Origin of the sequence: Rhizobium sp. NLR16a (genome assembly GCF_017948245.1) — a bacterium.
In the GTDB taxonomy this organism is placed as follows: Bacteria; Pseudomonadota; Alphaproteobacteria; order Rhizobiales; family Rhizobiaceae; genus Rhizobium.
In genome coordinates this window covers 2,347,971-2,364,706 of sequence record NZ_CP072865.1, presented here as the reverse complement: position 1 = coordinate 2,364,706, position 16,736 = coordinate 2,347,971, and the positions used below count along the sequence as shown (strand labels likewise).

Below are 16,736 nucleotides of genomic sequence, written 5' to 3'. Positions count from 1 at the left end.
CAAGACTACGCCATTCCTCCGGGCATTCGGCCGCGCCTGTGACGCGCTTCCAGCGCCGCGCAGCCCCAGACCGTGCCGAAGAGCAGATAGACATGGCGCCAGTGGTCGATGTCGATAACATTGCCGATCGTCGCATGGCCGAGAACGGAGATCCAGGCAATCATCAGGAAGGGTTGCCACGGCCGGTCGTGAAGCAGGTTCCGGAAACCCAGGATGAGCGTCCAGAGGAGCATTCCGACATAGCTGACGAAGCCGAGCCAGCCATAGGAGGTGAGCGACTTCAGCCAGATGTTATGCTCGTCCTCGGGAAACATGGTGCCGAACACGAGCGGACCGATGCCGAGCGGGCGCTCCATCATCATGGTGAAACCGATCCTGTGGCGCTCGAAGCGGCCGAGATGTTCGCCGTCATACTGCTGCACCAGCTGAGCGCGTGTTGAAAACAGCTCAGCGACCTTCGGAATCTGCAGCGCCACGAGCAGCGATGCGACCAGCATGACGATCGCCGCCAGTGACAGGATCAGCACCCGCAAGCGGAAGGCGCCGCTGCGCTCCTTCAGCAGCATGATGAAAATCAGGAGCACCACGCCGAGCGCAAAGAGACCCCAGGCGGCGCGGGAAAAGGAGAGGAAGATGCCGAGGGCAATCACGAGAAGGGCGGCTGCCTTCAACGGCGATTTCTTCAGATCGCCGACCAGAATGCCGTGGATGAGATGGAGCGACGGCGGCACCAGGAAGGGGCCGAAGACGTTCGGATCCTGGAATGCGCCTTTGGCACGGTCATAGAGAGTGAACACTTCCGAGCCGGGAAAGGCGTGGAAATAGCCGAGTACGCCAAGCGCCGACGTGACGACGGCAGCCAGGCTCCAGGCGTTGAAGATCAGCGGCAGCCGCTTATGGCTGTCCTCGATGATTGCCCCGTAGAAAACCGCGGTCAGCGCCAGGAAGGTCGAGACAGCGATATACATCGGCGCCGTCGCAAGATCCTTCATCTGCGTCAGCGACAGCATGCCACCGAGATTGAAAGTGAGCAGCAGGGCAAGCAACGGCGCGACGCTGCGCGAAATCCTGAGACCCAGGATGAACCAGAGGCCGATCAGCCCCGCCATCCAGAGTTCATAGGGCGCCGGCTCATCGATGACGAAGCCGGAAAGGAAAACACCGAAAGCGACGAAGGCGGAGCCGATCAGCCGCAGCGTTGCCCGCTGCGGCTGGGCGACGCGCGAATATGTCGCCTGGATCGCGCTCAATAGGCGTTTTCCGTGTTGAGCAGCCGGATCGGCGTCAGGAACAGGATTTTGAGATCGAACCAGAGCGACCAGTTCTCGATATAATAGAGATCGTAGGCCGTGCGGAACTTGATTTTCTCATCGTTATCGACCTCGCCGCGCCAGCCGTTGATCTGCGCCCAACCGGTCACACCAGGCTTGACGCGGTGGCGGGCGAAATAGCCTTCGACGACATCAGCGAAGGCGCGGTCGCGCGCCTGTGCAAGAACCGCATGGGGACGCGGACCGACCAGCGAGAGCTCCCCCCGCAGCACGTTGAAAAGCTGCGGCAGCTCGTCGATCGAGGTCTTGCGGATGAACCTTCCGACACGGGTGACGCGCGGATCGCCCTTGGTCACCGCGGCCTTGCCTGAGGGGTCGGCCATGTTGGTGTACATCGAGCGGAACTTGAAGACATTGATGACTTCGTTGTTGAAGCCATGACGCTTCTGCATGAAGAAGACAGGACCTTCCGAGGTCGCCTTGATGGCGATCGCGGTTGCGGCCATCAGCGGCCAGAGCAGCGCAAGCGCGACCAGAGTGAAAAAGATGTCGAAGCCGCGTTTGGCGACGGAATCCCAGTCGCGGATCGGCATCTTGAAAATGTCGAGCATCGGCACAGCGCCGACATGCGAATAGGCGCGTGGCCGGAAGCGCAGCCGGTTGGCGTGCGCCGCAAGCCGGATATCGACCGGCAGGACCCAGAGCTTCTTCAGGAGATCGAAGATGCGGGCTTCGGCCGAAAGCGGCAGGGCGATGATCAACATGTCGATGCGCGTCAGCCGCACGAATTCGACGAGTTCCGCCACGGTGCCGAGCTTTGGGTAACCGGCGACCATGATCGGTGAGCGCTTCTCGCCGCGGTCGTCGAAGATGCCGCAGATGCGAATGTCGTTGTCGGCCTGTTGTTCGAGGATGCGGATCAGCTCCTTGGCCGGTTCGCCGCCGCCGACGATGACAGCGCGCCGCTCCATGATGCCGTTGCGCGCCCAGTTACGGATGCCGTAGGCAACAAGGAAACGCTCGGCCGCGAGAAAGAGCACGCCGACGGTGAACCATGGGACATAGGCATCGACCATCGCCCATGTGGTGCCACGAATGAGCGCGAACAGGCCGATCGTGAGGACAAGCGCAATCGTCCAGGAGGCGAGAATGCGGGGCATCAGCCGTAGCTTCGCCCGGAGTGCGGGAATGGTGTAGGTGTCGGCAAGCTGCAGGGCGATGACGGTCGAGGCCGAAGCAATCGCTGCCATGCCCGTCCGGACCAGCAAGGGATCGCTGCCGTCGCCCGGCCAGAAGTAGCGGACGATCAGGGCAATCGAAAAGAGCGCCAGGAATTCCAGGAGCCGCAATTGGCCGATAATAATGACAGGCGAACGAGTGCCGTCGCGGAACTGTTCGGCGATCTGCCGGGCATAGGGGTTGATTTCGATCGGGTCGGCGGAGTGGGCCTGACCTGCGTCGCCGCGCGCCTCGATGTCGGAAATTTGCTTGCGCAGCGCTTCCACGTCGAATTGATCGCTTTTTTCCAATTTGTTCATGGGGTTTTGTCGCTCGTTGTCAGCAAGCGAAATACCAGAAAGCCCCTAAGAAATATTTACGGGGTAACGAACACTGCTTGTTCGGCGGCGGGACTGACGAGCTCATGGTATAATTGCAGGACATCCCGCGCCATCACGGTCGAGGAAAACACGGCCTTTACTGCCTCATGCGACGGCATAGTTCTGGCGTGCCAGCCGGGCGTGCTGAGCGCTTCCGCCATGACGCGAGCGAGATCGTCGGAATTGCCGGGCTCTACAAGAGCCGGACTGTCCTTGCCGAGCACCTCGGGAATGCCGCCGACGCGGCTGGCTATGATCGTTTTGCCGGCCCCCAGCCCTTCGAGCACGATATAGGGCATCGCTTCGGCGCGAGACGGGACGACGAGATTTTGCGCCATGGCAAAGGCTTCGTGGATACGCATTGCCGGCAGCATGCCGATCCGTTTTCCGAGGCCGCGTTCGATCATCATCTCGCGATAGCGGTCGCGGTCAGGTCCGTCGCCGATCATCAATGCCGAAAGCGGCCTGCCGAGCAGCCGCTCGGTCTTGGCGAAGGCATCGACAAACAGATCGGGACCCTTGAGGTCCCGAAGCATCCCGACATAGATGAAATGCACGGCATCCGACCGGGTGTGGATCGGCTCGAATTCACGCTCTCCGATGCCGTTATAGATCAGTTTCGTCTTCGTCCGCGGCTTGCCCACCTTGCGGGCATAGGTGTCGCGCTCGTATTCGCAGATGAAGACCAGCGCATCGGTGAAATATTCCTGCAGGCGCTCCATCCTGAGGACGAACTGTCCTGTGAATGAGGAGCGCGAATAATGCAGGCTTCCGCCATGCGCGGTATAGAGGCGGGCTACGCGATACCTGTTCACCCGCAGGGCTGAGCCGGCAAGTCGCGCGAGCACGCCGCCCTTGGCGCCGTGCCCGTGCAGCACATCCGGCCGCAAACTTTTAATCTTCTTGTACGTATCCCACATCGTCGCGATATCGGACGGGCTGACCGAGCGGCGGATCGGCACGCGCGTCAGGCCGAGCGACAGATATGGGCGGATATCGTCGAACAATCTGTCCTCGTGCTCGCCGCCGGTCGAGCTGTCGCAGAGAATGCCGATGTGATGCCCGGCCTTGCTGTGTTCCTCGACCAGGTCGCGGACATGGCGGAAAATTCCGCCGACCGGCGATCTGAAGCAGTGAAGAATGCGGAGCGGCCTCTCTCTTGCCATTGCTCAGAAGAGCCGTTCGCGAACGTAGATCGTGTCGCCCGCGATGATCGGGCCGGATATATTGATGCGGCCGGTCAGCACCTGTCCGTTTATCTTGCGGGTGACATCGACCATGCTTTGGTTGGCGCGGCTGGAGAAGCCGCCGGCAACGGCGATGGCATTCTGCACGGTCATGCCCGGAACATAGGCATATTGGCCGGGCTGGCCGACTTCGCCCATGATGAAGATCGAACGGTAACGGTCGACGTCGATGGTGACATCGGGATCGCGAAGATAGCCCTGCTGCAGTTTCTGGGCGATCTGCCCTGAGAGTTGCTGGAGGGTTCGGCCGCGGGCAGGGACCTGACCGATGAGGGGGAAGGCGATGTAACCGGCCTGGTCCACCGTGTAGGTATTGGTTAGGCTCTGCTGGTCGAAGACGGTGATGCGCAGCCGATCGCCGCTATCAAGCGTATAGGGCTGGATGATTGCCTCGTTGAAGGCTTTCGGAGCCGGCTTGTACGTCGTGCAGCCGCCCAATGCCGCCGTCATGGCTGCAAGGCTCAGGGCCAAAAGGATCTTAGGCGGGGCGACAGACATCCGCTTGTGCTCACAGAAAATGAACTCGGTGCAGCCGTTATCGATCCGTTAGGGTTAATACCCGGTAAAAGGCGCATGGCAATCCCCCAATTCTTTGCCGATCTCCTCTATTTCTTGGCGAGATCGAATTAACCGTTGCGTTACCATGGTCGTTTACGCTTGCGGCACCTTTGTTGTGGAGTAAGAGCATGTCCGGGGTAGTGCGTGATCAGGATGTGGACATCGACCTCGGCCAGTTGGTTCGCGCCGTGTGGGCGCGCCGGCTCAGGATTTTGACGATCACGCTTGCGGCGGTCGGCGTCGCCTTTGCCGGCGCCAAGATCATCTCGCCGCAATATCGCAGCGAAACACGCATCCTCATCGAACCCCGCGCGCCAGCCTTCGCCAGTACCCAGCAGGCGAACGAAGCCGGCGGCGGGCCGCTGATGGACGAGCTGAATATCGCCAGCCAGGTGCAGCTCCTGCAATCGGCCGATCTCCTCAAGAAGGTGATCAACGACCTGAAGCTCTACAATCTGCCGGAATTCGACGATGCCGCCAACGGCTCGGCGATGAGCAGCATCCTCGTGAATCTGCATCTGAAGAAGAATCCGATGGAGAACCCGCCGGAAGAACGAGTAATCGATGCTTTTGTCGAGCGGCTGCAGGTCTATCAGGTGCCGGGTTCGCGCGTCATCGGCATCAACTTCACGTCGAAGGATCCGAAGCTCGCCGCCGCCATCCCGAACGCCATGGCGAATGTCTACCTTTCCACCCAGAGCGGCGCCAAGCTCGCTTCCAATTCGGAAGCGACGCGTTGGCTCGAGCCGGAGATCGAAAACCTGCGGAAGAAGGTCAGCGATGCCGAGAAGAAGGTTGCCGAGTATCGCACCACCCACGGTCTGCTGCAAACGAACGGCACGACCACATTTCCCGCCCAGCAGCTTAATGACATCTCCGCAGAACTCACCCGCGTACGGGGCGACAAGGCCAATGCCGAGGCGAGGGCGCAGGCGGTGCGCAATGCGCTGTCATCGGGCGAAGCCTCCGATACGCTGCCTGACATCATGTCTTCCCAGGCGATCCAGCGGCTGAAGGCTACGGAATCGGGCCTGCAGTCGCAAATATCAGATCTGCAGACCAGCCTTCTCAACAGTCATCCGAGGCTGAAGAGTCTGCGCGCCCAGCTCTCCGATATTCGCGGCCAAATCCGCCAGGAGACGCAGAAGATTCTGGCCAGCATCGAAAATGAGGCGAAAGTTGCCGACCTCCGCGCAAGCGAGCTCGAGCGCCAGAAGGACGCGGTACAGGCTAACAGCGCCCGCGCCGGCGAAGACGAGGTCGGCCTCAACGCGCTCGAGCGCGAGGCAAACGCCCAGCGCCAGCTGCTCGAAACCTATCTGGTGCGCTACCGCGAGGCCGCCTCGCGCGCCGACAGCAATTCCAGCCCGGCTGACGCCCGTATCGTTTCCCGGGCCATCGAGCCGGTCGATCCCTATTTCCCGAAGGTGGTTCCGATCGTCGTCGTCGCGGCCGTCGCAACGCTGATCCTGAGCGCCATCGTCACCATGCTCGCCGAACTCTTCAGCGGTCGGGCGCTTCGTGCTGTCGATGCGTCCCGTGACGCGGTCGAGGCGGAAACGGTCGTCGGAGACAAGGATGTGCCGCAGGCAGCACCGGCCGCCGGAAGGCCCGTCCAGCCGAGCATGCTCGCCGTTGTCACGGAGGATGACGGAAAGGATATGATCGAAGAAACGGCGGCCGCCGAAGAGGCGCCGGAGGACGACCATGAATTTTCCATTGCCTCCGTTGCGGACTACCTCACGGGCAGCCGGGCGCCGCTGGCAATCGTCATATCTCCAACTGGTGATAACGGTTCGGCGGCGACGGTTTCGTTGACGCGCATGCTCGCCGATGCCGGCCGCCGCGTCATTCTGATTGATATGACCGGCTCCGGCTATCCCACAGAACTGATGGCCGAGAACCAGGTCGCGGCTGGCATCACCGATCTGCTGTGCGGCGAGGCGGCCTTCGGCGACACGATCCACAGCGATCGTCTTTCCGATGCTCATCTGATCCCGCAGGGTCAGAGCGACGTGCGCCGCGCCATGCGCGGTGTCGACCGGCTGTCGCTGCTGCTCGATGCGCTCGCCGCCGCCTACGACCTCGTGGTGGTCGAATGCGGTGCGGCCGACGTTGCAGGCGTCTCGCGGCTCACGCGCAGCCGGGATGTTGAAATTATCCTCTCCCTACCGCGGCTAGAGGAGACGATCTTCGTTGCCCTGATGACGGAATTCCAGGCGGCGGGCTATGACCGCGTCGTGCTGATGTCGGGCGGCCAAGTGGACGAGCAGGCGCTCGGCCAGGCCGCCTGAAGCATGTCGCGCAAAACTGTGCAGCGGTTTTGCGAAGAACGACATGCGCAAGACCAAGAACGCTCAGCCAATCCGTGCGCGGATGCCCTGGGCGAATTTATAGAGCTTCGGCCGCGCCTTGATATGCGCCTTGCTCCGGGTAACGATCCGGTGTGCCGCGCCGGCGGCGAGGCCAAATGGCGAAACCGGCAGCACCACGTCGTAATGAGCGGTCTCAACCGGCGCCCAGGATCGTTTGTAGGTCTGATCGCCGAGGCCAAAATCGAACAGCGCGACGCCTTTGCCGTGCAGTCCGGAAATGGTTTGCCAATAGAGGAATTCGCCGGGGCTGGTATCGGGCGCAAGATCTTCGTCGATCGCCCCGAACTGGCAGATGACGTGATCACCCTTGCGCGAAATGCCCGAGACCGCAGCGATCCGGTCCTTGTTCTCGCCCTTCAGCCGCAGCGCATGCATCTGCAGGCCGAGATACTGTCTCGCATCATCCCGCTTACCGATGAGGCCGTGCAGGAAGGCCTGTGTTTCCCGATCGGCAAAGACGTCGGGCAGGCCAAGGCTGGCGAAGCGAATACTCTTCAGGCGGAAGAAGATATCGAGCAGGCGGTGCTGTTCTTCCGATGTTTCCGGGATGGTGTGTTCGACGCCGCCGGCCGCCTCCAGACGCCTCGATTGAACGCGGAATTTCTTACGCCGGCTTTTGGCGTTGAGCTGCTTCAGCGTCTCCTCGAAATTGGAGAGGAACGGCAATTGATAGGCGTGGTTCTGGTTTTGCACCATCGGCAGTCCGGTGAGTGGGGTCTGCCTCCCGCGCCATTCCAGCGGAAGGTTTTGCAGCAGCAGCAGATCGGCATGGCCCTTTAAGGCCTGCCGAAGCTGCGCCGCGAACTTCTCCGCATCGATGCTGCCGCCACTTTCCGCAAAATTGCCGGAGAACAGACCGGTATTGATATTGCTGTGATCGGCAGCGATGAACTTTGCGACGGCCAATCCGCGGGATCTGACGATCTCGATCGGCAGAATGAAGGCCGTCTCCCCGGCATAGGTGCCTTTGAGGATCGCCAGCGGCTGGCGAAAGGCATTGACCCAGGCAGCGCACCAATCATAGCTCTGATGAAGCGAATGGAGATCATCGGTCTCCAGAGCCCGCCAATCATCCTCCAATGGCTCCATCGCATCAAAAACCGTAATGTCGATTTTCGCCATGGCAAGTTTCATGCTCGTCTGGCGTAGGCGTGAAATCGCCATCTCGGCCAGCGCGCCATCGTCCGACGACTGTTCATCAAAATCGAGCTTTTGCGTCTGCACGGGAACTCTCCGGTCAAAATGCTGAACGGGAAAGTAGGTGTGCAGGACGTATATTTGGTTTAATCGCCGCCCATCGACGAGGTTTTCCGCCGATCACGGTTATTCGGCCGTTAATGGTCTACTGCTGCCGCGGTCCGGCCATCCACTTGATGATGACCATTGCCGGCAATACCCAAAGCAGGCCGGTCAGCAAGAAGTAGAGCAGGTGCCCCCACCAGGGGGCGTTGCCGAGCGTCACCACCGCGATCGTGTTCGCCACCAGTGCGTAGACGAGCACAAGCACGATGATAATGATCGTGCCGATGAATTTGCGGAGGCGGACGGGCATTGTTTATCTCTTGTGTGGGTAGCGCGGAGCGGCGCGACGGCATGCCGCAAAGCTTCGGGGCTTGTTTTGCATGAGCCGGTGGGGCAAATCAACTGCCGGATAGAAGGAGACATCATGGCCGTCGCGAACCTCACCACGGAACAGGCGATCCTGAGCGAAGTACGCAAGCAGAACCGCAACCGGCGCGCATTGCGGCTGTGGCTCGGCTTTGTGCTTTTGGCGCTCTTTTGTCTCGTGCTCGTTGGAGGGGCAACGCGGTTGACCAATTCCGGTCTGTCGATCACCGAGTGGAAGCCGATCCACGGCGTCATTCCGCCGCTGACAGCCGCGGAATGGGAAGAGGAGTTCCGCCTCTACCAGCGTATTCCCGAATTTCAGCAGTTGAACAGTTCCATGAGCGTCGACGAGTTCAAAAACATCTTCTGGTGGGAATGGGCGCACCGGCTGATCGCCCGCGGCATCGGCGTGATCTTCGCGCTGCCGCTCCTCTATTTCTGGCTGACGGGGCGGATTGAGAAACGCCTGCGCTGGCCGCTCGTCTGCATCCTGGCGCTCGGCGGTCTGCAGGGTTTCATCGGCTGGTGGATGGTGTCCTCAGGCCTTTCCGTTCGCACCGACGTCAGTCAGTACCGGCTGGCGACGCATCTCGTCATGGCCTGCCTGATCTTTGCCGGCTGCATGTGGATCATGCGCGGGCTGTCGCCGCACTCCAACGATCCGGCGCCGGCACGCAGTTCGCGCGGCTTCGCTGCCGCAATCGCTGTTTTCGCGCTGTTCCAGATCTATCTCGGCGCCCTGGTGGCGGGACTCGATGCCGGTTTTTCCTACAATACCTGGCCGCTGATGGATGGCGCCCTCATTCCCTCCGATCTGCTGGTTCAGCAGCCCTTCTGGATAAATGCCTTCGAGAATCCGAAAACCGTGCAGTTCATCCACCGCATCGGCGCCTATACGCTCTTCGCAGTGGTGCTCATTAACATGGTGATCGCCCTTCGCGCCGCACCCTGGACCACCCATGCCCGCCGCGCCGTCCTGCTTTTCGCGCTGGTGACCGTTCAGGCGGCAATCGGCATTGCCACGCTGCTGATGCAGGTGCCGCTTCACTGGGGCCTGCTGCACCAGGCCGGCGCGCTTGTTGTATTTGGTTTCGCCGTCGCCAACTGGCGCGGCTTTTACGGCGAATACCCGCACGAGACGATGATCACCGAACGCGATTGAAGCGAGAGGCCTTTCGTTCTAACGCAGCACGCCGTCGAGCAGCGGCATGCCGATAACGGCAGCGGCCGCGATCAGCACGTAGCAGGCGATGCGGAAGGTCCGTTCCTCGGCAAGCCCGAACAGTTTCGAGCCGCCATAGAGACCCAGCGCATAACTCGGCAGGACGACGACGGTGAGCGCGAACACGGCGGGCACGAACAGTCCTCCGACATAATAGCTGATGGCGCTGAACACCGACGAGATCGAGAAATACAGCACGACATTCGCTCTGACACGCGCGAAGTCGGTCTTGCCGCCGAGCCAATAGGCGACGACAGGCGGCCCGCCGAGCTGCGCGGCGCCGCTGAAAAGTCCGGCAATCAGGCCGACGCCGCTGCCGAGCGGCGCGAACGGCGCGCCGTGGTAGCGCCATCCCGATACGAGAAGCGCGAGCAGACAGATGGCGATGATCGTGATGCTCCAGCGCAGCAGCGTCGGGTCGAGCAGCGCCAGCAGCGCCGTGCCGGTCGGGACGCCGAGTGCCGCACCGGCCGCCATGACGAAGACCTCGGACCGGTTGGCGTCGCGCCAGGCGGGTGGGATCATCCCCAGTGTGGCGATGCCGTCGATGACGAGCAGGATCGGCGAGACCAGCTTCGGCCCGACGATGGCACCGCCGAGCGGGACGAAGATCAACGCTGCGCCGAAACCGGAAAAGCCGCGAGCTAGCCCGGCGATCAAGGCAAACGCCATCAGCGCATAAATGCCGTGACCGGGTAGGGCGGCGGCAAACCACGCCTGCATATCGGCGACAAGCCTATCCAGCATCGTGGCCTCAGCTGGCGAGCATCAGGTCCATGTTCTGCACGGCAGCACCCGAGGCGCCCTTGCCGAGGTTGTCGAGCAGCGCCACCAGATTGACCTGGGAACCACCCGGCGTACCGAAGACGAAGAGCTTCATCGTGTCCTTGCCCTCCAGTTCGACGGCGTTGACGCGGGGGAGCGCCTTGCTTTCGGCGAGCGGCACGACCGTGACGATGTCCTGTCCGGCATAATGGGCAACCAGTGCCGCGTGAATGCTTTCCATCGTCGCGCCCTCGGCGAGATCGCCGAGATGCAGCGGCACCTGTACGATCATGCCCTGCGCGAACTTGCCGACCGACGGCGAAAAGATCGGGGCTCGGTCGAGCAGGCCATGTGCGGTCATCTCCGGCACGTGTTTGTGGGTGAGCGGCAGGCCGTAGAGGAAATGCGGCGCGGTGATCGCATCCGGATGATCCGGGTTTTCCATCTGCGCGATCATCTGCTTGCCGCCGCCGGTATAACCGGAGACCGCGTTGACCGTCACCGGATAGCCGTCCGGCAGGATGCCGGCGGCGCGCAGCGGCCGGATGAGCCCGATCGCGCCTGTGGGATAGCAGCCGGGGTTCGAGACGAAGCGGGCGGCCTTGATCCTGTCGGCCTGTGCGTCGTCCATTTCGGCAAAGCCGTAGGCCCAGGCGGGATTGACGCGGAAGGCCGTGGAGGTGTCGATGACGCGGACGTTGTTGTTGCCCGACAGCATCTGGACCGCTTCCTTCGACGCGTCGTCGGGCAGGCACAGAATGGCGATATCGGCGCCGTTCAGCATGTCTTCGCGCATGGCGGCGTTGCGCCGCTCGGCCTCGGGAATGGACAGAAGCTCGACATCGCGGCGGCCGGCCATGCGCGTGCGGATCTGCAGACCCGTTGTGCCGTGTTCGCCATCGATGAAGATTTTCGGTGCCATGTTAGACCTGCGCTTTCAATGGGTTCTGAGGATTTCCGGATTCAATTTGAACGATGATAAATCAGCCTTGTGAGGCCGCAATGGCGCGTCGCTCGGCATGAAGGCCAAGCATATACATTGCCACCGTTGCCCCCGCAATGGCGGTGATATCGGCATGGTCGTAGGGCGGCGACACTTCGACCACGTCGGCGCCGCGGATATCGAGCTGGTGCAGGCGCTGCAGCACCGAGAGGATTTTGGCGCTCGACGGTCCGCCGGCAACTGGCGTGCCGGTACCTGGCGCAAAGGCCGGATCCAGGCAATCGATATCGAAGGTGAGATAGGCAGGGGCGCCGCGCGTATGAGAGATGATCGCCGAGGCGATGTCGCCGGCATTCATGTCTTCGACCTGATGACCATAGAGAATATTGAGGCCGCAATCCTCCGGCGCATGGGTGCGGATGCCGATCTGGATCGAGCGGTCAGGATCGATGATACCTTCGCGCACGGCCCGCGCCACGAAGGAGCCGTGGTCGATGCGCCGCTCTTCGTCGAACCAGGTATCCTGGTGAGCGTCGAACTGCACGAGTGCGAGAGGCCCGTGTTTTGCCGCATGGGCTTTCAGCAGCGGCCATGTGACGTAGTGATCGCCGCCGAGCGTCAGCAGAAAGGCGCCGCTGTCGAGGATCGCGTTGGCCTGGCGTTCGATGGCACCAGGTGTGTCCTGATGATTGCCGTAGTCGAGCAGGCAATCGCCATAGTCGATCACCGCCATGTCGGCAAACAGGTCGCGGTTGAAGGGATATTGCGCATCATTGTCGAATATCGCCGAGGCACGCCGGATCGCCTGCGGGCCGAAGCGCGTGCCCGGCCTGTTCGATGTGGCGGCATCGAAGGGGATGCCCCAGACGGCGACATCGACGCCGGCAAGCTCCTTGGTGAAGCGGCGGCGCATGAAGGACAGCGCGCCGGCAAAGGTCGGGTCGCTGGCGGCGGAGGTGAGGCTGGTCGCCGTGAAGGCGTGATCAATGGTCTTGTTCGCCAAGGGGGGCTCCTTCTCTGTGGGCGCCAACGTAGTCGCGTTCGATGTCGACCTTATATTGCCTGGCCACCGTCACGACCAAACCGCCTGATCCTGCCCCGAAAGGAACTGATGTTCGGTTCGGGGTAGGTAAGGGGTAGGCGAGGTGCGCCGAGATTTCAAGCGATGCCTCGCTTGACGGCCGCTCTGCGTTTTGAGCTGCCGCCATTCCGTGGCAAATTCCTCAGGCGGCCTTCCGCGCTAGCTGACGCAATCCGGCCAACGTTATCAGCGCTGCCGCGCCGGTATAGGCAGCGAGTGGCCAGGCTGTGTTCCCGTCGAGCAGAACCACGAACAATGTGCCTGCAACGACCAGCAGGCTTTCGACACAGAAGTAGAGCGCCACGGCTGTTCCCGCGGTATCGCCGAAAGCCGCAAGCGCACCATTTGCCGTGACGGCTGTCGCAAAGACAATGCCGATCGCGATGATCCACATCGGCAGGATGAGGCCGATAAGGGGTGCCTGCAGAAACATCTCTCCCATAGCAAGCGTTACCGCGCCGACAAGCAGCAACGTCATGCCTCTTGCGAGGCTGCCTGTGATGCCCCAGCGTGTGACGAAGCGCTTGGCAAAACGCGCCGTCACGATCATCACCAAGGCCACCGAGGCAAAGATGAAGCTGAAGGTGATGCCGGAAAAGCCGGCCCGATCGATCAGGATACGGGGTGCGGTCGAGAAGAAGACGAAGAAGGCTCCCATCGCCGCGCTGAAACCGGTCGTGTAGATCCAGAAGGGCAGGCTCGCGAGGATCGGGCGTATGGCGATGGTTGTCGTCGCCGCAGCGGGGCGGGTTTCATGCCACCGCATGCCGGCATTGAGAATGGCAACGATCGAAAGCAGGCCGATGACGAGAAAGATGGCTCGCCACCCATAGTGGTCGGCAATCACCGCGCCGACGACCGGCCCGAACGCAGGCACAAGCGATAGCAGCGAACCGAGCAGGCTATAGATCACGCTGCTTTCCGGCCGTTCGGCGTAGACGTCGCGCACTGTTGCGAAGGTGGCGACAAGAGCCGCCGAGGCGCCGATCGCCTGCAACAATCGCAAGGCCACGAAGAGAAGTGCGGATGAGGCCCCGGCAAGCAGAAAGGACGCAAGGGCAAAGAGTGCCGCCCCGCCGATCAGCACGGGCCGTCGCCCGACGATATCGGAGATCGGACCAAAGACAATCTGGCCGACGCCGAGCACAAGCATGTAGAGGCTGAGGGTCAACTGGATGACTTCAGGCGAGGTGCCAAGTGCCTGGGGCATCGTCGGCACGACCGGGAGATAGATGTCCATGGCAAGCGACGCCAGGACGTCGAAAGGGGCGATCAGCAACAAGCTTGCCGGCACGGAGTAATTCCACGACGGAATTTTCGGATAAGACATGGGTAAGGTCCGCTCAAATGATTTTCATTCGGCGGCGATCTGTCTTTCATCAGTATCGGATTTGCTGGACAGATGCCGCAACAACAGCGCAAAGTTGTTGCGGCTTAGTTGTCTGCGGACTTGGTTGTTCCCATGATGCGACCTTGATTGCCGCTCCGCTCGTTCGCGAAGCGTTTTGTCGGATTTTTACCAGCAGAACCGGAGTGCGGCAATGGCGACCGGCAGGCGCTTCCCGGGATTCATCAAACACCCAAAGAAAAAGGCCGGGTTTTCCCGGCCTTTCGCAAATTCCGTCTGTCCGAAGCGATTAACGCTTGGAGAACTGGAACGAGCGGCGGGCCTTTGCCTTGCCGTACTTCTTGCGTTCGACGACGCGGCTGTCGCGGGTCAGGAAGCCGCCCTTCTTCAGCACCGAGCGCAGGCCCGGTTCGAAGTAGGTCAGCGCCTTGGACAGGCCGTGGCGAACGGCGCCGGCCTGGCCGGAGAGGCCGCCGCCGGCAACGGTTGCGACGATGTCGAACTGGCCGTCACGGGCAGCCGCGACGATCGGCTGGCGCAGGATCATCTGCAGCACCGGACGCGCGAAATATTCCGCGAATTCCTTGCCGTTGACGATGATCTTGCCGGAGCCCGGCTTGACCCAGACGCGGGCAACGGCGTTCTTGCGCTTGCCGGTGGCGTAGGAGCGGCCGAGCGAATCGACCTTGCGGACGTGGGCCGGAGCAGCAGCTTCGGAAGCCGTGCCGAGATCCTTCAGGGAGGAGAGGTCAGCCATGATCAGGCGCTCCTTACGTTCTTTTTGTTGAGCGCGGCAACGTCGAGGGCGACCGGCTGCTGGGCTTCATGGGGATGGTTGGAGCCGGCGTAGACGCGCAGGTTCTTCATCTGGCGACGGCCGAGCGGGCCGCGCGGAACCATGCGTTCGACGGCCTTTTCGAGGACGCGCTCCGGGAAGCGGCCTTCGATGATCTGGCGTGCGGTGCGTTCCTTGATGCCGCCGGCATAACCGGTGTGCCAGTAGTAGACCTTGTCGGAATACTTCTTGCCGGTGAAAATGACCTTGTCGGCATTGATGACGATGACGTTGTCGCCGTCGTCAACGTGGGGTGTGAAGGTTGCCTTGTGCTTGCCGCGCAGGCGCATAGCGATGATGGAAGCGAGACGGCCAACGACCAGCCCTTCGGCGTCGATGATCACCCACTTCTTCTCCACCTCTGCAGGCTTCTGTGAGAAGGTTGCCATGTGAATACTCTCTTTTAGGACCCTTGGCCCGAGGGCTTTAAGGGCGTTTCTTGTTGCTTGGATTGGCAAGCGCGAACCTGCCAAAAAGAAAGCAGCCCGGACAGGCTGCGTTCTGGCGCGGTGTATAAAGGCAATGTGACACCGGGTCAATATCGGCTTTCGCGACGGACGGAAAAAAGTACAAATGAAAACAAATGGTTATAAGTGTGGTGTTGTGATACCCCACAATCGAACTGAATATTTGCCCCGCCGTCGGTCGAAAACCATCGCTAATCCTCAAAAGCGCGCAGGCATTTTATCATTTCCCGAAGGCCGCGTGTCAGATGTTTGTCCCGGCGAAGAACCATGCCAAGGCGGCGTGTCAGCTTCGGCCGCAGCGACGATGCCGTCAGGAGACCGGCGCGGTCGCGCTTCACCGCCAACCCCGGCAGGATCGACCAGCCGAGTCCCACGGCCACCAGTTCCTTGATCGCCTCAATACTGCCGAACTCCATCGCCGGTCGGATCCTGGTGCCCGGGGCTGCCAGCCAGGCGTCGATTGCCCGTCTCGTATTGCCGCCCTCATATAGTAGCAGCGTCCTGTCGCGCATGAAGGCGGCGTCCGGTCCACCCTTGGGCACGGGGCTGCCCGCGGGGGCGACAGCCAGCAATTCCTCCTCGAAAAAGGGTTCGATCTCGAAGTTCCGTCCCGATGCCGGCAGGGCCACGACGGCGATGTCGAGACTGTTGGCTTCCAGATCGCGCAGAATATCGTCGGCATTGCCGATCGAGACGGTGATTTCGAGGCCGGGCATGGACTTCCGGGCGGCGGAGATGGCGCGCGGAAGCAGATGGATCGATGCCGTGCCGCCGCTGCCGATGCGCACACGGCCGCTGGCGCCATCCCTGTGGGGCATCATCGCTTCTTCCGCCACGGCTGCCTCCTGAAGCAGACGCCTTGCATGCGAAAGCAGGTCGATGCCCGCCGCCGTCGGTTGCGCCCGCCGTCCGACGCGCTCGATCAGCCTGACGCCGAGCCGCTGTTCGAGCCCCTTGATCTGCAGGCTGACGGCCGGCTGCGTCACGCCTTCCTTGTCGGCCGCAGCCGTAAAGCTCCCGAGGTCGGCGACATTGATGAAGGTTGCGAGTTGGTCGAGATTGAGAGCCATTCCAAAGAAATCCTTATGCATATAATAATATCCATAAGCTTCTTTCGCGGCACCTTCCATCGCATCTTTCGTCCATCAGGAAAGGATGAAGAGATGACTATAGAATTCGACGAAAGCTTGGAGATACCGCTGAGCGCCCTTCGGCTGAAACATCGTGAGACGGCGCGTTGGAGCAGGCGGCTGCTGGTAGCCGTCGAGTGTCGGCTCGAAAAGCGCCGCAGCCGCCGCAAGCTGTCGGAACTCACCGATGACGAGCTACGCGATATCGGTCTGACCCCTGCGCAGGCGAGGGCGGAGAGATCGAAATCATGGTTCTGGTTTTGACCGCGACGGCGGATCCTGCTCGAA

16 protein-coding genes are annotated in these 16,736 nt (G+C 61.6%); 3 read left to right on the top strand and 13 right to left on the bottom strand.

The window, feature by feature from the left end:
- Positions 1-5: 5 nt before the first annotated feature.
- The 4 genes from J7U39_RS11615 to J7U39_RS11600 are packed head-to-tail and all read right to left on the bottom strand — an operon-like array spanning position 6 to position 4,614.
- Positions 6-1,250 (bottom strand): O-antigen ligase family protein, encoded by a 1,245-nt coding sequence (locus J7U39_RS11615; protein WP_210628331.1) that lies wholly within the window; start codon positions 1,248-1,250, stop codon positions 6-8.
- Positions 1,247-2,809 carry an undecaprenyl-phosphate glucose phosphotransferase gene (locus J7U39_RS11610; protein ID WP_210628330.1) on the bottom strand — a complete coding sequence of 521 codons (1,563 nt, stop codon included), beginning with the start codon at positions 2,807-2,809 and terminating at the stop codon, positions 1,247-1,249. The genes J7U39_RS11615 and J7U39_RS11610 overlap by 4 nt, the downstream gene beginning before the upstream one ends.
- Before the next feature lie 56 nt (positions 2,810-2,865).
- On the bottom strand, positions 2,866-4,035 hold the full coding sequence (locus J7U39_RS11605; RefSeq protein ID WP_210628329.1) for a glycosyltransferase: 1,170 nt from the start codon (positions 4,033-4,035) through the stop codon (positions 2,866-2,868).
- Positions 4,036-4,038: 3 nt separating this feature from the next.
- Positions 4,039-4,614 carry a polysaccharide biosynthesis/export family protein gene (locus J7U39_RS11600; protein ID WP_210628328.1) on the bottom strand — a complete coding sequence of 192 codons (576 nt, stop codon included), beginning with the start codon at positions 4,612-4,614 and terminating at the stop codon, positions 4,039-4,041.
- A gap of 188 nt (positions 4,615-4,802) precedes the next feature.
- Between J7U39_RS11600 and J7U39_RS11595 the strand changes: the two genes are divergently transcribed.
- Complete coding sequence (locus tag J7U39_RS11595; RefSeq protein ID WP_210628327.1) at positions 4,803-6,968, top strand: Wzz/FepE/Etk N-terminal domain-containing protein; 2,166 nt, start codon at positions 4,803-4,805, stop codon at positions 6,966-6,968.
- Positions 6,969-7,031: 63 nt separating this feature from the next.
- Here the strand turns inward: J7U39_RS11595 and J7U39_RS11590 are convergent, their stop codons facing one another.
- The gene (locus J7U39_RS11590) at positions 7,032-8,273 is read right to left on the bottom strand and encodes a GNAT family N-acetyltransferase (protein WP_210628326.1); all 1,242 of its coding nucleotides are present in this window, start codon (positions 8,271-8,273) and stop codon (positions 7,032-7,034) included.
- Positions 8,274-8,391: 118 nt separating this feature from the next.
- The gene (locus J7U39_RS11585) at positions 8,392-8,601 is read right to left on the bottom strand and encodes a DUF2842 domain-containing protein (RefSeq protein WP_210628325.1); all 210 of its coding nucleotides are present in this window, start codon (positions 8,599-8,601) and stop codon (positions 8,392-8,394) included.
- 114 nt (positions 8,602-8,715) lie between these two features.
- Between J7U39_RS11585 and J7U39_RS11580 the strand changes: the two genes are divergently transcribed.
- Complete coding sequence (locus J7U39_RS11580) at positions 8,716-9,819, top strand: COX15/CtaA family protein (protein WP_210628324.1); 1,104 nt, start codon at positions 8,716-8,718, stop codon at positions 9,817-9,819.
- An 18-nt stretch (positions 9,820-9,837) separates the two neighbouring features.
- Here the strand turns inward: J7U39_RS11580 and J7U39_RS11575 are convergent, their stop codons facing one another.
- From J7U39_RS11575 to J7U39_RS11545, 7 genes are all read right to left on the bottom strand, one after another.
- Positions 9,838-10,626 carry a sulfite exporter TauE/SafE family protein gene (locus tag J7U39_RS11575; RefSeq protein WP_210628323.1) on the bottom strand — a complete coding sequence of 263 codons (789 nt, stop codon included), beginning with the start codon at positions 10,624-10,626 and terminating at the stop codon, positions 9,838-9,840.
- Positions 10,627-10,633: 7 nt separating this feature from the next.
- On the bottom strand, positions 10,634-11,566 hold the full coding sequence (argC, locus tag J7U39_RS11570; RefSeq protein WP_210628322.1) for an N-acetyl-gamma-glutamyl-phosphate reductase: 933 nt from the start codon (positions 11,564-11,566) through the stop codon (positions 10,634-10,636).
- Positions 11,567-11,627: 61 nt separating this feature from the next.
- Positions 11,628-12,590: an agmatinase gene (gene speB / locus J7U39_RS11565; RefSeq protein WP_210628321.1), complete on the bottom strand. Its 963-nt coding sequence runs from the start codon at positions 12,588-12,590 to the stop codon at positions 11,628-11,630.
- Between the two features lie 220 nt (positions 12,591-12,810).
- Positions 12,811-13,998 (bottom strand): CmlA/FloR family chloramphenicol efflux MFS transporter, encoded by a 1,188-nt coding sequence (cml, locus tag J7U39_RS11560; protein WP_210628320.1) that lies wholly within the window; start codon positions 13,996-13,998, stop codon positions 12,811-12,813.
- A 307-nt stretch (positions 13,999-14,305) separates the two neighbouring features.
- A complete protein-coding gene (gene rpsI / locus J7U39_RS11555) occupies positions 14,306-14,773 on the bottom strand; it encodes a 30S ribosomal protein S9 (protein ID WP_009995734.1) in 468 nt (155 codons plus the stop codon).
- Positions 14,774-14,775: 2 nt separating this feature from the next.
- A complete protein-coding gene (gene rplM / locus J7U39_RS11550) occupies positions 14,776-15,240 on the bottom strand; it encodes a 50S ribosomal protein L13 (protein WP_210628319.1) in 465 nt (154 codons plus the stop codon).
- Positions 15,241-15,509: 269 nt separating this feature from the next.
- Entirely contained in the window at positions 15,510-16,409 is a 900-nt protein-coding gene (locus J7U39_RS11545; protein ID WP_210628318.1) for a LysR family transcriptional regulator, read from the bottom strand.
- A 72-nt stretch (positions 16,410-16,481) separates the two neighbouring features.
- Between J7U39_RS11545 and J7U39_RS11540 the strand changes: the two genes are divergently transcribed.
- Positions 16,482-16,712, top strand: coding sequence for a DUF1127 domain-containing protein (locus J7U39_RS11540; protein ID WP_210628317.1), 231 nt, complete (start codon positions 16,482-16,484; stop codon positions 16,710-16,712).
- The last annotated feature ends 24 nt before the right edge of the window (positions 16,713-16,736 follow it).

Coding starts and splice junctions, on each gene's coding strand:
- rpsI (WP_009995734.1), bottom strand. CDS start 14,773: ATGGCTGACCTCTCCTCCCTGAAGGATCTCGGCACGGCTTCCGAAGCT.
- J7U39_RS11610 (WP_210628330.1), bottom strand. CDS start 2,809: ATGAACAAATTGGAAAAAAGCGATCAATTCGACGTGGAAGCGCTGCGC.
- J7U39_RS11545 (WP_210628318.1), bottom strand. CDS start 16,409: ATGCATAAGGATTTCTTTGGAATGGCTCTCAATCTCGACCAACTCGCA.
- J7U39_RS11540 (WP_210628317.1), top strand. CDS start 16,482: ATGACTATAGAATTCGACGAAAGCTTGGAGATACCGCTGAGCGCCCTT.
- argC (WP_210628322.1), bottom strand. CDS start 11,566: ATGGCACCGAAAATCTTCATCGATGGCGAACACGGCACAACGGGTCTG.
- J7U39_RS11575 (WP_210628323.1), bottom strand. CDS start 10,626: ATGCTGGATAGGCTTGTCGCCGATATGCAGGCGTGGTTTGCCGCCGCC.
- J7U39_RS11605 (WP_210628329.1), bottom strand. CDS start 4,035: ATGGCAAGAGAGAGGCCGCTCCGCATTCTTCACTGCTTCAGATCGCCG.
- J7U39_RS11595 (WP_210628327.1), top strand. CDS start 4,803: ATGTCCGGGGTAGTGCGTGATCAGGATGTGGACATCGACCTCGGCCAG.
- cml (WP_210628320.1), bottom strand. CDS start 13,998: ATGTCTTATCCGAAAATTCCGTCGTGGAATTACTCCGTGCCGGCAAGC.
- rplM (WP_210628319.1), bottom strand. CDS start 15,240: ATGGCAACCTTCTCACAGAAGCCTGCAGAGGTGGAGAAGAAGTGGGTG.
- J7U39_RS11585 (WP_210628325.1), bottom strand. CDS start 8,601: ATGCCCGTCCGCCTCCGCAAATTCATCGGCACGATCATTATCATCGTG.
- J7U39_RS11580 (WP_210628324.1), top strand. CDS start 8,716: ATGGCCGTCGCGAACCTCACCACGGAACAGGCGATCCTGAGCGAAGTA.
- J7U39_RS11600 (WP_210628328.1), bottom strand. CDS start 4,614: ATGTCTGTCGCCCCGCCTAAGATCCTTTTGGCCCTGAGCCTTGCAGCC.